The sequence below is a fragment of the Pseudorhodoferax soli genome (genome assembly GCF_003337555.1).
Taxonomy (GTDB): domain Bacteria; phylum Pseudomonadota; class Gammaproteobacteria; order Burkholderiales; family Burkholderiaceae_C; genus Pseudorhodoferax; species Pseudorhodoferax soli.
Map to the genome: position 1 here is coordinate 122,961 of NZ_QPJK01000014.1, position 13,698 is coordinate 136,658.

The 13,698-nt window shown below is 70.9% G+C and carries 13 protein-coding genes; 5 read left to right on the forward strand and 8 right to left on the reverse strand.

Annotation, left to right across the window (positions count from 1 at the left end; translation table 11 throughout):
* Window positions 1-12 precede the first annotated feature (12 nt).
* From mutL to DES41_RS34515, 3 genes are all read right to left on the reverse strand, one after another.
* Entirely contained in the window at window positions 13-1,923 is a 1,911-nt protein-coding gene (gene mutL / locus DES41_RS34505) for a DNA mismatch repair endonuclease MutL (RefSeq protein WP_114472165.1), read from the reverse strand.
* 82 nt (window positions 1,924-2,005) lie between these two features.
* Entirely contained in the window at window positions 2,006-3,091 is a 1,086-nt protein-coding gene (locus tag DES41_RS34510; protein ID WP_114472167.1) for a zinc ribbon domain-containing protein, read from the reverse strand.
* Between the two features lie 38 nt (window positions 3,092-3,129).
* The gene (locus DES41_RS34515) at window positions 3,130-4,086 is read right to left on the reverse strand and encodes a zinc ribbon domain-containing protein (protein WP_170168388.1); all 957 of its coding nucleotides are present in this window, start codon (window positions 4,084-4,086) and stop codon (window positions 3,130-3,132) included.
* 163 nt (window positions 4,087-4,249) lie between these two features.
* Between DES41_RS34515 and DES41_RS34520 the strand changes: the two genes are divergently transcribed.
* The gene (locus DES41_RS34520) at window positions 4,250-4,918 is read left to right on the forward strand and encodes a DedA family protein (RefSeq protein ID WP_114472170.1); all 669 of its coding nucleotides are present in this window, start codon (window positions 4,250-4,252) and stop codon (window positions 4,916-4,918) included.
* A gap of 71 nt (window positions 4,919-4,989) precedes the next feature.
* Window positions 4,990-5,259 (forward strand): hypothetical protein, encoded by a 270-nt coding sequence (locus tag DES41_RS34525; RefSeq protein ID WP_114472171.1) that lies wholly within the window; start codon window positions 4,990-4,992, stop codon window positions 5,257-5,259.
* Window positions 5,260-5,307: 48 nt separating this feature from the next.
* On the opposite strand, the gene DES41_RS34530 is transcribed toward DES41_RS34525, so the two are convergent.
* The 3 genes from DES41_RS34530 to tsaE all read right to left on the reverse strand — a co-directional run bounded on the left by DES41_RS34530 (window position 5,308) and on the right by tsaE (window position 7,638).
* On the reverse strand, window positions 5,308-5,526 hold the full coding sequence (locus DES41_RS34530) for a glycine zipper 2TM domain-containing protein (protein WP_114472172.1): 219 nt from the start codon (window positions 5,524-5,526) through the stop codon (window positions 5,308-5,310).
* A gap of 133 nt (window positions 5,527-5,659) precedes the next feature.
* Window positions 5,660-7,087, reverse strand: coding sequence for an N-acetylmuramoyl-L-alanine amidase (locus DES41_RS34535; RefSeq protein WP_114472173.1), 1,428 nt, complete (start codon window positions 7,085-7,087; stop codon window positions 5,660-5,662).
* Entirely contained in the window at window positions 7,084-7,638 is a 555-nt protein-coding gene (gene tsaE, locus DES41_RS34540; RefSeq protein ID WP_425466418.1) for a tRNA (adenosine(37)-N6)-threonylcarbamoyltransferase complex ATPase subunit type 1 TsaE, read from the reverse strand. The genes DES41_RS34535 and tsaE overlap by 4 nt, the downstream gene beginning before the upstream one ends.
* A gap of 18 nt (window positions 7,639-7,656) precedes the next feature.
* Between tsaE and queG the strand changes: the two genes are divergently transcribed.
* Window positions 7,657-8,712 (forward strand): tRNA epoxyqueuosine(34) reductase QueG, encoded by a 1,056-nt coding sequence (queG, locus tag DES41_RS34545; protein WP_425466416.1) that lies wholly within the window; start codon window positions 7,657-7,659, stop codon window positions 8,710-8,712.
* Here the strand turns inward: queG and DES41_RS34550 are convergent.
* Complete coding sequence (locus DES41_RS34550; protein ID WP_245966017.1) at window positions 8,703-9,749, reverse strand: AraC family transcriptional regulator; 1,047 nt, start codon at window positions 9,747-9,749, stop codon at window positions 8,703-8,705. The two genes, queG and DES41_RS34550, sit on opposite strands and share 10 nt — an antisense overlap.
* 111 nt (window positions 9,750-9,860) lie before the next feature.
* Between DES41_RS34550 and DES41_RS34555 the strand changes: the two genes are divergently transcribed.
* Both DES41_RS34555 and DES41_RS34560 read left to right on the forward strand, forming a co-directional pair.
* On the forward strand, window positions 9,861-11,039 hold the full coding sequence (locus DES41_RS34555) for an isovaleryl-CoA dehydrogenase (RefSeq protein ID WP_114472174.1): 1,179 nt from the start codon (window positions 9,861-9,863) through the stop codon (window positions 11,037-11,039).
* Window positions 11,040-11,044: 5 nt separating this feature from the next.
* On the forward strand, window positions 11,045-12,700 hold the full coding sequence (locus tag DES41_RS34560; protein ID WP_114472175.1) for an AMP-binding protein: 1,656 nt from the start codon (window positions 11,045-11,047) through the stop codon (window positions 12,698-12,700).
* A gap of 3 nt (window positions 12,701-12,703) precedes the next feature.
* On the opposite strand, the gene DES41_RS34565 is transcribed toward DES41_RS34560, so the two are convergent.
* Window positions 12,704-13,621 (reverse strand): AEC family transporter, encoded by a 918-nt coding sequence (locus DES41_RS34565; protein WP_114472223.1) that lies wholly within the window; start codon window positions 13,619-13,621, stop codon window positions 12,704-12,706.
* Window positions 13,622-13,698 lie beyond the last annotated feature (77 nt).

The window sequence follows — 13,698 nt, forward strand, 5'->3', positions numbered from 1 at the left end:
CCCTGCGACCGTTCAGCGCCCCCGAAGGAACAGCTGGTCGAGTTCCCGCACGCTGATCTGGCGCCAGGTCGGCCGGCCATGGTTGCACTGGTCGGAGCGCTCGGTGGCTTCCATCTGGCGCAGCAGGCCGTTCATCTCCTCCAGCGTGAGCCGGCGGTTGGCGCGCACGGCGCCATGGCAGGCCATGGTGGCCAGCAGCTCGTTGCGGGCGCGTTCGACCACGCCGCTGGCATCGTGCTGGGCCAGTTCGGCCAGCACGCTGCGCGCCAGCGCCACGGCATCGCCCTGGGCCAGGCTGGCCGGCACGGCGCGCACGGCCAGCGTGCGCGCCGAGAACGGCGCCACGTCCAGGCCCAGCTGGGCCAGGGTATCGGCATGGGCCTCGGCGGCCGCCAGCTCGGTCGGCGTGGCCGCGAAGGTGGCAGGGATCAGCAGCGGCTGGCTGGCCATGGCGGCACCGTCCGCCTGCGCCTTCAGCCGCTCGTACACGATGCGCTCGTGGGCGGCATGCATGTCGACCACCACCAGGCCCTGCTGGTTCTCCGCCAGGATGTAGATGCCCTGCAGCTGGGCCAGCGCGCGGCCGAGCGGCCAGGCGTCGGTTTCGGCTGGTGCGGGCGGGGCCGACCGGGTCGGCGGTGTTGCGGATGCTGGCCTCTCATCGGCATCGCGCTCGTCTGCCAGGACGGCGAGTTCGGTGGCGGGGTCGGCCACCGCCTCGCCCGCCCAGCGCGGGGCGGCTTCGGCCACGCGGGCTGCCGGCGCAGGGCTCCAGGGTGTGAAATCGGCCGCTTGCGTGCGCTCGGCGAACGCCATGGACGGCTGCTGCCACGGCGGCACCACCGTCACCCGCGGCGCCAGGGGAAGCTGCGGCGCCGGCTGGGCCAGCGCGGCGCGTGGCGCGGCCAGGGCCTGGTCGATGGCGCGGCGCACGGCCTGGTGCACCTCGCGGCTGTCGCGAAAGCGCACCTCGATCTTGGTCGGGTGCACGTTCACGTCGACGCGCGTGGGGTCCATGTCCACATACAGCGCGTAGACCGGCTGGCGCTGGCCATGGAGCACGTCCTCGTAGGCGCTGCGTGCGCCATGCGCAAGCACCTTGTCGCGCACAAAGCGGCCGTTGACGTAGGCGAACTGGTGGTCGCCGCGCGCGCGTGCCGCGTCCGGGATGCCGGCGCGGCCGCGCACACGGATCAGCGGGCCGCCGGCTTCGGATTGCGCGCTGCTGCGGTAGTCCACCAGCACCGAGCGTTCGCAGAAATCCTCGCCCAGCACGTCGGCCAGGCGCTGGTCCAGGCCGGCGTCGTCGCTGTCGGCCGCGGCCCGCCACTGCTCGACCAGCTTGCCCTCGTGCCAGATGGCGAAGCCCACGTCGGGCCGCGCCAGCGCGTGGCGGCGCACGGCCTCGACACAGTGGGCCAGCTCGGTCGCGTCGGTCTTCAGGAACTTGCGCCGCGCCGGTGTGCTGAAGAACAGCTCCTTGACTTCCACCGTGGTGCCGATGGCGCGGGCGATGGGCTTCATCTCGCCGGTGCGCCCGTCCAGCAGCATGGCGTGCGCCTGCTCTGCGGTGCGCGAGGCGATCGCCATGTCGGAGACCGAATTGATCGCCGCCAGCGCCTCGCCGCGAAAGCCCATGGTGGCCACGCTCTCGAGTTCCTGCAGGTTGCCGATCTTGCTGGTGGCGTGGCGCTTGAGCGCCAGCGGCAGGTCGTCCATGGGGATGCCGATGCCGTCGTCCTCCACGGCGATCAGGCGCACGCCGCCGGCCAGCAGGCGCAGCACGATCTGGCGCGCGCCGGCATCGAGCGCGTTGTCGACGAGTTCGCGCACCACCGAGGCCGGCCGCTCGACCACCTCGCCGGCGGCGATCTGGCTGATCAGCTCGTCGGGCAGTTCGCGGATCTGGCGGCGTTGGCTCATTGCAGCACCGCCCGGCCGCCCGAAGGTGCTGAAGCACCCCCTCGGGGGGCAGCGATGCACGCAGCGATGAGCGTGGGGGCTTTCATTGCAAGGGGTGGCCGCAGGCGGCGCACTGGGTGTCGCTGGCGCGCACGTTGGTCGCGCAGTTGGGACAGATCGCCGGCGGCCTGGGCGGCTCGGCCGGCTGCGCGGCATTGGCGGCCGCGGCGCGCGCGCGCTCGGCCACGCGCTGGGCGCGCGCCTGGGCCTGTTCCTGCATGCCGCGCGCCCGGTCGACAGCGTAGGCCAGGTGGGCGTCCACATGGGCCTGCTCGGCCGCCAGGTCCAGGCCGTCCAGCGCGCGCAGGTAGACGCTGCTCACGCCGCGCAGGTAGACGAGGCCCGGCAGCGTGCAGGCGGCTGCGAACAGCACACCGCTGCCGAAGCCGGCCGCGGCCGCATGCGCGCCGCCACTGCCCATGCCGAAGCTGCCCATGTCGATGTTGCCCAGGATGGGCGCGGAGATGCCCGCCGTGATGGCCACGCCGCCGAACAGCATGGTGCCGATCAACAGGCCGATGAGGCCGGCAATGAAGGACACCACCAGCATCAGCAGCAGCACCATGCCGAGCCGGCGCCGCGCGATCGCGATGAGCTGGCTCATGCATTCCATGGCTGTGGCGCCGTTCCACACCGAGGGCGCCGACAGCGGGAACACCACCATGGGCAGCGCGAAGAGCGCCACGCCGGTCAGCACCACGGCCACCGGGAACACGAAGGCATACAGCAGCGGCCCCAGCAGCGGCAGCTTGCACAAAAACACCACCACCATCAGCGCCAGCACGCCGGCCAGGTACAGGCCTGCGATCCACAGGTAGACCAGCAGCAGGCGGTGCGAATGCGTGAGCGAATGCGAGACGGCTTCGACGATGGAACGCGAGCGCACGCCATGGGCCTCGTCCATCAGCATCACGCCGGCGGCATTGACGCCGTAGAACAGCACGGCATAGGCCGCCACCGCGAACAGCGCGACGAAGAAGTAGCTGACGCCGGCCAGCAACGTGCCCAGGCCCATGACCATGGCGCCCGCGACGAGCGTGACGAGCAGCAGCACGAGCGCGCGCCAGTTGCGCATGGCGTCGATGCTGTCGACGAGGCTGCTGCTGTCCTTGACCTGTTGGGAAAGCACGGGCTGGGTACTCCTGAAGTTGGCTGCGGCGCGGCCGGCTAGCTGCCGACCAGACCTTGTTCGATCTCGCGCCGGCGCTGCTCGCGGGCTTCATTTTCCAGCCGGACGCAGGTCGGGTGCCTGCGGAACTCGGACTTGAAGCACTGCATGCCGATGCACAGCGAGCGCGAGAGCCCGCTGCTGCGGTCGGCGCACACGGATTCCGGGCTGGGCGCGGCAGGTGGGGCGGCGGCCTGGCGCTGCGGCGGGGGCGTCGGTGGCGGGCTGGGCGCGGGGGGCGGAGTGTAGACGGCGGCGGGCTCGGCCGGCGGCGCGGGCGCGGCGGAGACGGCGCTGGCCGCCGGCTGGGGCGGCTGGGCGGCTGGGGGCTGTGGCCGGTCACGTGCCGGCGCGGCAGCGGGTGCCGGCTCCGATGCCGCGGGTGACGGCAGCGGCGCGGCGCCTGGTGCCTCTGCCGGGACGGGCCCGGTCTCGGGCGCCACGGGCGCGGGCTCGGTCAGGAACTCCTCGACCGGTTGTGCCGCCGGCGCAGGCGCGGCAGCAGGCAGCGGTGGCGCACTGCTGCGCTGCCACCACGCCACCGCTGCCGCCAGCACCAGCACGAGCAACAGCAGCGGCAGGATGGGACGGTGCCGCGGCGGCACGGGCGCGGCCGGCGCCCTGGCCGCAGCCTCGGCCACCGTCGCCTGCGATGTGCCGCGCTGCCGGTCGGGCTGCACCAGCCGGGGCGCCACGGGAGCCGCTGCCGGCGCGGCCAAGGTCTTGCCGCAACTGCGGCAAAAGCGCGCGCCGGCCCGGTTGGGCCTGCCGCAGGCGGCGCAGGCCACGGACGGCGTGGACAGAGCGGACGGCCTGGAGGCGGGCGCTGACGCCGCTTCAGCGCGCGCAACGGCCCCGGCGGCCGGCATGGCCGGATCCAGTGGTGTTGCGCACTTCCTGCAGAACCTGGCGATGGGCCGGTTGCCGGTGCCGCATGCGGGGCAGGTCTTGGACAAGGGGGAACAGCGGATGGATGAGACGGTGGTGCACCGGCGGCGCCGGCCGCGGCCGGCCTGCGCCAGGGCGGGCCGATGCTAGCAAATGCGCCGGCCGCGCAATTCCCCAGGCGGGCGGGCCTGTCATCCGCCGGGCACGGACGGGCCGCCATAATGCCGCCGCATGGAACTGGTGAGCTTTCTGATCGACTTCATCCTGCATGTGGACGTGCACCTGGAAACCTTCGTGCGCAACTACGGCACCTGGGTCTACGCGCTGCTGTTCCTGATCATCTTCGTCGAGACGGGCGTCGTCGTGATGCCCTTCCTGCCCGGCGACTCCTTGCTCTTCGTGGTCGGAGCGCTGTGCGGGCTGGGCCTCATGAGCCTGCCGATCGCCATGGCCGTGCTGATCGTGGCGGCCATCCTGGGCGACCAGTGCAACTACAGCATCGGCCGCTTTTTCGGGCCCAAGGTCTTCCAGTGGGAGGACTCGCGCTTCTTCAACAAGAAGGCCTTCAACCAGGCCCATGCGTTCTACGAGCGTTATGGCGGCGTGACCATCATCCTGGCGCGCTTCATGCCCTTCATCCGCACCTTCGCGCCCTTCGTGGCCGGCGTGGCCGAGATGAGCCGCGCCAAGTTCAGCGCCTACAACGTGGCCGGCGCGCTGATCTGGGTGCTGGGCATCTGCACGGCGGGCTACTTCCTGGGCGGCCTGCCCTGGGTGAAGGCCAACCTGGACAAGATCATCTGGGCCATGATCTTCATCCCCGGCGTGATCGCCATCTACGGCGGTTGGAAGGCCAAGCGCCAGGCCGAGCGCGACGCGGCGGGCGCTGCCACGCCCTGAACACCGGTTGTCACGCCCGGCGCCGCGGCGCTGGGCCATGATGCGGGTTTCTTCCCCCCAAGGAGTTCCGCATGTCCCTTCCGTCCCGACTTCGCGTTCGGGCGCTGGCCCTGGCCGGCGCTTCGGCTGTCGTGCTGTGCGTGCTGCTGGTGCCCAGCGCACAGTCGCAGATCCGTGCCAACCCGAGCTACCAACCCGTCGGCGTGTCGTCCAGCGGCAATGGCAGCACGGCCTGGTTCCATGACCCTTCCTCGGGCCGGGCCATCGCCTGCCACATGGCAAGCGGAGGCAGCGGCCCGATCCAGTGCCAGTCGGCCAAGCTGCCGCAAGAAGGTTCCTGAATGCAAAAGGGCCCCTGAGGGCCCTCTGTCAGCGGATGGCCGGGAGCGTCAGCGGTTGTCGCGGCGCTTGCCGACCTCGTTGCCGACCAGTGCGCCGGCTGCTGCGCCGCCCACGGTGCCCAGCGTGCTGCCGAACACGGCATTGCCGACGACACCGCCTGCGACAGCGCCCACACCCGTGCCGACCTGGGCGCTGGTGGGATTGGATGCGCAGCCCGTCAGGCCGATGACCGATGCCGCGGTGACTGCCAGGATGGTCTTGATCATGGGATACCTCGTCTCTTGGTGTTGCGATGCCAGGCTCACTTGGTCGCTTCCTGAGCCCGTACCTTGACTGTAGGCGGGCACGGGGTCCGCGCCTGTAGGCGGCGGCCGGCGCGGCGTGTGGGGCCGCGCCAGATCAGACGGTGCGGCTGCGCGCCAGCGGCGGGTTCTTCGCGAAGTAGCCGCGGATGCCGCGCATGATCGCGTCGGCCAGGTCGTCCTGGTAGGCGTCGCTGCGCAGCCGGGCTTCTTCTTCCGGGTTGCTGATGAAGGCCGTCTCCACCAGCACGCTGGGAATGTCCGGGGCCTTCAGCACCGCGAAGCCGGCCTGCTCCACGCGCGGCTTGTGCAGCCGGGCCATGCCGCCGATCTCGCCGAGGACGGCGCTGCCCAGTTTCAGGCTGTCGTTGATCTGCGCCGTGGTGCTCATGTCCAGCAGCATGCGCTGCACATGCTGGTCCTTGGCCTGCACGTTGACGCCACCGATCAGGTCGGCCTGGTTCTCCTTGTCGGCCAGCCAGCGCGCGGCCGTGCTGGTGGCGCCGCGCTGGCTCAGCGCGAACACGCTGGCGCCACGCGCGGCCGGCGTGGTGAAGGCGTCGGCATGGATGCTGATGAACAGGTCGGCCTGCACGTTGCGCGCCTTCTGCACGCGCGTCTGCAGCGGCACGAAGAAGTCCGCGTCGCGCGTGAGGAAGGCGCGCATCGGGTTGCCGTTGACGCTGGAGGCGTTGATGCGCTCGCGCAGCTTGTGTGCCACGCGCAGCACGATGTCCTTCTCGCGCGTGCCCTTCGGGCCGATGGCACCAGGGTCCTCCCCGCCATGGCCGGGGTCCAGCGCGACGATGATGAGGCGGTCGGTGCGGCTCGGCGGCGCGGGCGGGGCCTTGGCCGGGCGCGGCGGCGCCTTCTCCGGCGCGGCGGCCAGCGTGCCGTGCGGCAGCTCCGGCGAGGGCGGGCGCGCCGTGCTGTCCGGGCCGGGCAGGGGCAACACCCGCCCCGGCGGTGGCGACTCGCGCAGCTCCGGGCCCGTGGTGCTGCCGGGGCCGGTGTGGCGCGCGATCAGGTCGTCCAGCGGGTCGGCCACGGGCGCCTTGCCGGCGTCGACGTCGCGCAGCCGCTCGCTGATCAGGGCCTGCAGCGGGTCTTCCTTCTCGGCCGGGTACAGGTCCAGCACCAGGCGGTTCTGGTAGGCCGCGACCGGCTTCAGCGTGAACACCTGCGGCACGGCCGGGCGTTTCAGGTCGATCACCAGCCGCACCACGCCGGGCTGGTTCTGGCCGACGCGGATGCGCTCGATGTTGGGATCGTCCGGCCGCACGCGGCCCACGAGTTCGCGCAGGGCGGCGTCCAGGTCGATGCCCTCGATGTCCACGGCCAGGCGGGGCGGGTCGGCCACGAAGATCTGCTTGGTGGTCAGGGGCACGTCGGACTCGATGGTCACGCGCGAGTAATCGGGCGCGGGCCAGACGCGCACCGCGACGATGCCGGCGCCGCGCGCGGCATGGGTCACGCCCAGCAGCAGCACCAGCGCCCCGTGGCCGAGCAGGCGGCGGCGTTTCATGTGAGTTTCTCCAGCAGCGCGAGGCCGCGCGGCGTGTGGGCGTCGATCTGCACGTCGCGGCCGTCGTCGGTCCGCGCGGTGATGGCGATGGCCAGGTCGGCCGGCGGCAGCAGCGCGCCGGCTTTCTCGGGCCATTCGGCGAGCTTCAGGCCGGGGGCCGCGAAGATGTCGCGAAAGCCTGCGTCTTCCCATTCGCGCGGATCGTCGAAGCGGTAGAAGTCGAAGTGCCAGATCGCCAGCGGCGGTTGGCTGGTTTCCACGGCATGGGGTTCCACCACCGCATAGGTCGGGCTCTTGATGCGGCCCTGCACGCCCAGCGCGCGCAGCAGGTGGCGCACCAGCGTGGTCTTGCCCGCGCCCAGGTCGCCGTGCAGCGTGACGAAGGCATCCTGCACCGCCGGTTGCGCGGCCAGGCGCGCGGCGAAAGCCGCCGTCGCGGCCTCGTCGGGCCAGTGCAACACCAGGGAGGAGGAGGGGGCCGCATCCTCGGCGCCATCCGGCGGGGATGGTGCGGTTTCTACAATCGGCGGGTGACGGCTGCTGTGGTTCAGATCGATGCTCTCCGGCTGGTGTCCCAGATCAGGGACTGGGCCAGCGCGCTCGGATTCTCCCAAATCGGCATCGCCCCTGTGGATTTGTCGTCGGCCGAACCGGGTTTTGCGGCCTGGCTCGCGGCGGGCTTCCATGGCGAGATGGCCTACATGGCCCACCACGGCATGAAGCGCGCGCGTCCGGCCGAGCTGGTCGCCGGCACCTTGAGCGTGCTGACGGCGCGCATGGACTACCTGCCGCAGGACACCCCGCCCGATTGGCAGGCCCAGGAGTTCGCGCGGCTCGAACGCCCGGGCGAGGCCATCGTCTCGGTCTACGCCCGGGGCCGCGACTACCACAAGGTGCTGCGCGCGCGGCTGCAGAAGCTGGCCGAGCGCATCGCCGAAGCCGTGGGCCCGCTCGGCTTTCGCGTGTTCACCGATTCGGCGCCCGTGCTGGAGGCCGAGCTCGCCGCGCGCAGCGGCCAGGGCTGGCGCGGCAAGCACACGCTGGTGCTGAACCGCGAAGGCGGCTCGATGTTTTTCCTGGGCGAGATCTACCTGGACATCGCGCTGCCGCCCAGCGCACCGGTGAGCGCCCATTGCGGCCAGTGCCAGGCCTGCATCGACGTGTGCCCCACGGGCGCCATCGTCGGGCCGCAGCGACTGGATGCGCGGCGTTGCATCTCTTACCTGACCATCGAGCACGCCGGCCCGATTCCGTTGCCGCTGCGCCACTTGCTGGCCAACCGCATCTACGGCTGCGACGACTGCCAGCTGGCCTGCCCCTGGAACAAGTTCGCGGGCCGCGCGGCCCTGCCCGACTTCGATGCGCGCGAAGGCCTGGCCGGCAGCGCGCTGGCCACGCTGTTCGGCTGGAGCGAGGACGAGTTCCTGCGCCGCACCGAGGGCAGCCCGATCCGCCGCATCGGCCACGAGCGCTGGCTGCGCAACATCGCGGTGGCGCTGGGCAATGCGCTGCGGCAGGCGCCGGCAGACGAGCGCGCGCCACTGCGCACGGCATTGCAAACGCACGCGGCGCATGCCAGTGCCCTGGTGCGCGAGCACGTGGCCTGGGCCCTGGCTCAGGGTTGAGCCTGCGCCTGAGCCTGAGCCTGCGCCTGCCGGAATGCGCCCGGCGCCATGCCGGTCCACTGCCGGAAGGCACGCGCGAAGCTCTTCTCGTTGCGGAACCCCACGCTGAGCGCGATCTGCTTGACCGAACGCTGGGTGCGGCGCAGCTGCTCCACGGCCTGCTCGTGCCGCACCTGGTCCTTGAGCCCTTGCAGCGACAGGCCCTCGGCCTGCAGTTGGCGGTGCAAGGTGCGCGTGGAGACGTGGAGCAGGCCGGCCAGTGCATCGGCCGTGCTGGCCTCGCTGCGCGTGCGCAGCAGTTCGCGCACACGCTGGCCCAGCAACCGGTCGCGCCGGTACTGCAGCACCGTGAGCGGCAAGGCGCGCCGCAGCATGGTGCGCAGCGCACGCTCGTCGCGCACGAGCGGCAGGCCGAGGTAGGCCGCGTCGAACCGGTAGCCGGCCTCGCGCGCGCCGAAGCGGATGGCGCCGCCGAACATCAGCGGGTAGGCGTCGGCATGCGCGGGCGCGGCGAACGGGAAGCTGGCCTCCTGCAGAGAGACGCGCGAGTCGATGGCCCAGCTCGCATAGCCGTGCACGAAGCGCAGGCAGGAGACCAGGCAGAACTCGCGCATGGCGCCCAGGTCGCGCTGCTCCTCGATCCACAGCCGCGCGCTGCCGCCTTCCACCTGCAGGTGCAGCAGCACGTCGTCCACCAGCAGCCGGTGGTGCCGGCACCAGCGCGCCAGCGCCACGCCCAGGTTGGGCGAGGTCAGCGAGGCGCGGCACAGCATGCCGTAGCTGCCCCAGGGCAGGCGCCGGCCGAACCAGCCCAGGGCCTCGTCGTCCAGTTCCTGCATGGCGTGTGCGTTGAGCGCCTCGAACTGCGCCGCCGTCACGCGCGCCTCGGGCTGCTGCAGATCGCGCGGCGCGATCTGTGCCGCGCGCAGGGCCGCGGCCGGATCCCGGCCGCGGCGCGCATAGGCCTGCACGATGGCTTGGACGAAGGCCATCGGCGTGGCGGCGCGGGTGGGCGGCGAGGCGAGCGGAGAAGGCATGGCAACAGGCGAATGGCGTGGCGCAATCTGCAACCATTGTGGCGTCAAATGCCCGCCGGGCCGGCGTAAGCTGTCGCGCTGCGACCCAACCCCCTTCAGGAGACTGCCCCCATGCCTACCCAACAGCCTGGCCTCGACTTCGACCTCGGCGAGACCATCGACGCGCTGCGCGACGCCGTCGCCGATTTCTGCGCCGCGGAGATCGCGCCGCGCGCCGCCGCCATCGACAGCGAGAACCAGTTCCCCAAGGACCTGTGGGCCAAGCTGGGCAGCCTGGGCCTGCACGGCATGACGGTGAAGGAAGAGTACGGCGGCACTGAACTGGGCTACCTGGCCCACATCGTGGCCATGGAAGAGGTCTCGCGCGCGTCTGCATCGGTGGGCCTGTCCTACGGCGCGCACTCCAACTTGTGCGTGAACCAGATCCACCGCAACGGCAGCGCCGCGCAAAAGGCCAAGTACCTGCCCAAGCTCGTCAGCGGCGAGCATGTGGGCGCGCTGGCCATGAGCGAGCCCAACGCCGGCTCGGACGTGGTCAGCATGAAGCTCAAGGCCGACAAGAAGGACGGCTGCTACGTGCTCAACGGCGGCAAGATGTGGATCACCAACGGCGGCGATGCCGACACGCTGGTGATCTACGCCAAGACCGAACCCGAGATGGGCGCGCGCGGCATGACGGCCTTCATCGTCGAGAAGGGCTTCAAGGGCTTTTCCGCCGGCACCAAGCTCGACAAGCTGGGCATGCGCGGCTCCAACACCTTCCCGCTGTTCTTCGACAACTGCGAGGTGCCCGAAGAGAACGTGCTGGGCGGCGAGGGCATGGGCGCCAAGGTGCTCATGAGCGGGCTGGACTACGAGCGCGCCGTGCTCTCGGGCGGGCCGCTGGGCATCATGGCCGCCTGCATGGACGCGGTCATTCCGTTCATCCACGAGCGCAAGCAGTTCGGCCAGAGCATCGGCGAGTTCCAGCTCATGCAGGGCAAGATCGCCGACATGTACAGCACCTGGCAGGCCACGCGCGCCTACGTCTACGCCGTGGGCAAGGCCTGCGACCGCAACGACCACGCGCGCAGCTTCCGCAAGGACGCGGCCGGCACCATCCTGTACTCGGCCGAGAAGGCCACCTGGATGGCCGGCGAGGCGATCCAGACGCTGGGCGGCGTGGGCTACACCAAGGACTTCCCGGTCGAGCGCCTGTGGCGCGATGCCAAGCTCTACGAGATCGGCGCGGGCACCAGCGAGATCCGCCGCATGCTGATCGGCCGCGAGCTGTTCGCAGAGACGGTCTGAGCACCATGGACAGCTACGCCAAGGGCGCCACGGCGCCCGCGCTGATCGAGCAGACCATCGGCGACTGCTTCGACGCCGTGGCCGCGCGCCAGCCCGAGGCGCTGGCCCTGGTGAGCCGCCACGAAGGCGTGCGCCTGACCTACGGCCAGCTGCAGGCCGACGCGAACCGCCTGGCCAGCGCGCTGCTGCGCTCCGGCCTGGTGCCGGGCGACCGCATCGGCATCTGGTCGCACAACAACAGCGCCTGGCTGCTCATGCAGCTGGCCACGGCCAAGGCCGGGCTGGTGCTCGTCAACATCAACCCGGCTTACCGCACGGCCGAGCTCGAATACGCGCTGAACAAGGTCGGCTGCCGCGCCATCGTGGCCATGGCGCGCTTCAAGACCAGCGACTACCTGGGCATGTTGCGCGAGCTGGACGGCCAACTGCCGCAGCTCGAGCGCAGCTACTGGATCGACGTCGCCGGGCAGGGCGCGGACGAGCCGGGCATGACGCGCTTCTCCGAGCTGCTGGCCTCGGGCGATGTTGCCGATCCGCGCGTGGCCGAGGTGCAGCGCGGCCTGAAGAACACCGACCCCATCAACATCCAGTTCACCAGCGGCACCACGGGCTTTCCCAAGGGCGCGACGCTGACCCACCGCAACATCCTCAACAACGGCTTCTTCATCGGCGAGTGCATGCAACTCACGCCGGCCGACCGGCTGTGCATCCCCGTGCCGCTGTACCACTGCTTCGGCATGGTGCTCGGCAACCTGGCCTGCCTCACGCACGGCAGCGCCATCGTCTACCCCAACGACGGCTTCGATCCGCTGACGGTGCTGCAGGCCGTGCAGGACGAACGCTGCACCGGCCTGCATGGCGTGCCCACCATGTTCATCGCCGAGCTGGACCATCCGCGCTTCGCCGAGTTCGACCTGTCCTCGCTGCGCACCGGCATCATGGCCGGCTCGCCCTGCCCGATCGAGGTCATGAAGCGGGTGGTCGAGCAGATGCACCTGTCGGAGATCACGATCGCCTACGGCATGACCGAGACCAGCCCGGTCAGTTGCCAGAGCTCCACCGACACGCCGCTGGCCAAGCGCGTGTCCACGGTCGGCCAGGTGCAGCCGCACCTGGAGGTCAAGGTGGTCGATCCGGCCAGCGGCGCCATGGTGCCGCGCGGCCAGTCGGGCGAGCTCTGCACGCGCGGCTATTCGGTGATGCACGGCTACTGGGGCGACGTGGAGAAGACACGGGAGGCCATCGACACCGAGGGCTGGATGCACACCGGCGACCTCGCGACCATGGACGACGAGGGCTACGTGAACATCGTCGGCCGCATCAAGGACATGGTGATCCGCGGCGGCGAGAACATCTACCCGCGCGAGATCGAGGAGTTCCTGTACCGCCATCCGCAGGTGCAGGACGTGCAGGTGGTCGGCCTGCCCGACGCGCGCTATGGCGAGGAGCTCTGCGCCTGGATCATCCCCAAGCCCGGCCAGGCCCTGACCGAGGAGGCCGTGCACGACTTCTGCAAGGGCAAGATCGCGCACTACAAGGTGCCGCGCTACATCCGCTTCGTGGCCGAGTTTCCGATGACGGTGACGGGCAAGATCCAGAAGTTCCGCATCCGCGAAGCCATGAGCGAGGAACTGAGCCTGCGCCCCGACCGGACCGCCTGACGCTCAGGGGGCGAGCGGCCGCAGGATGCCCAGCGCATAGGGCAGGCTCATCATGCCGGCCAGCGTGGACAGCGTCACGAGCCCCGCCACGTAAGGCCCGTTGTAGCCCATGCGCGCGGCCAGCACATAGCAGCTGGACGCCGTGGGCAGGGCAGAGAAGATCAGCAGCACCGTGGCCTGCACGGGCGGCAGCCGGAGCAGCAGCACCACGCCCAGCGCCACCAGCGGCAGCAGCAGGTGGCGCACGGCCAGCAGGGACAGGCCCAGCGCCTTGGCCCGCGCGAGCGGACCGAATTGCATGCCGGCGCCGGCCGCCATCAGGCCCATGGCCACCGAGGACGCGCCGATGCGCGTGGCCGTCGGTTCGATCCACTCCGGAATGCGCAGGCCGGCCAGGTTGGCGGCCAGGCCGGTGGCGGTGGCCACGATCAGCGGGTTGCGCAGCAGCTCGCGCCCGAAGTTCGCGCTCGCGCCGCGCGCCATGGGCCACACGGCCGCGATGTTGAAGATCGGCACGCAGACCGCGATCAGCACCGCCATCGCGAGTGCCCCGGGCGCACCGGCCAGCCGCTCGGCCAGCGGCAGCGCGATGAAGGAGTTGAAGCGGAACGCGATCTGCGCGGCCCCCGCATGCTCGCGCTGCTGCACATGTCTCGAGAGGCCAGGCCAGTACGGCAGGCTGTAGGACAGTGCGATGCCGCAGGCCGCAAGCAGCAGGCCGGCCAGGATCAGGTCCGAGGTGGCGGCCAGGTCGATGCGCGAGCGCAGCACCGACTGGAACAGCAGCACCGGGAACAGCACGTAGTAGACGAGTTTCTCGACCTGGGCCCAGACCTCGCGGTTCATGGGCGTGTAGCGGCACAGCAGGAAGCCGATCAGGATCAGCGAGAAATCGGGGAGCAGCAGTTGCGCGTAGTTCACGGGGCTGGACGCACAGCGGCGCAGGTCGGCGCCCGAGAATACCAGCGGCACACAAGGGCATGCCCGAAGACGCCGGG

What these genes read in the sequence shown, in the direction of transcription:
- DES41_RS34555 (WP_114472174.1), top strand. Translation starts at nt 9,861, where the DNA reads ATGCCTACCCAACAGCCTGGCCTCGACTTCGACCTCGGCGAGACCATC.
- DES41_RS34520 (WP_114472170.1), top strand. Translation starts at nt 4,250, where the DNA reads ATGGAACTGGTGAGCTTTCTGATCGACTTCATCCTGCATGTGGACGTG.
- DES41_RS34550 (WP_245966017.1), bottom strand. Translation starts at nt 9,749, where the DNA reads ATGCCTTCTCCGCTCGCCTCGCCGCCCACCCGCGCCGCCACGCCGATG.
- DES41_RS34560 (WP_114472175.1), top strand. Translation starts at nt 11,045, where the DNA reads ATGGACAGCTACGCCAAGGGCGCCACGGCGCCCGCGCTGATCGAGCAG.
- DES41_RS34525 (WP_114472171.1), top strand. Translation starts at nt 4,990, where the DNA reads ATGTCCCTTCCGTCCCGACTTCGCGTTCGGGCGCTGGCCCTGGCCGGC.
- mutL (WP_114472165.1), bottom strand. Translation starts at nt 1,923, where the DNA reads ATGAGCCAACGCCGCCAGATCCGCGAACTGCCCGACGAGCTGATCAGC.
- DES41_RS34530 (WP_114472172.1), bottom strand. Translation starts at nt 5,526, where the DNA reads ATGATCAAGACCATCCTGGCAGTCACCGCGGCATCGGTCATCGGCCTG.
- DES41_RS34535 (WP_114472173.1), bottom strand. Translation starts at nt 7,087, where the DNA reads ATGAAACGCCGCCGCCTGCTCGGCCACGGGGCGCTGGTGCTGCTGCTG.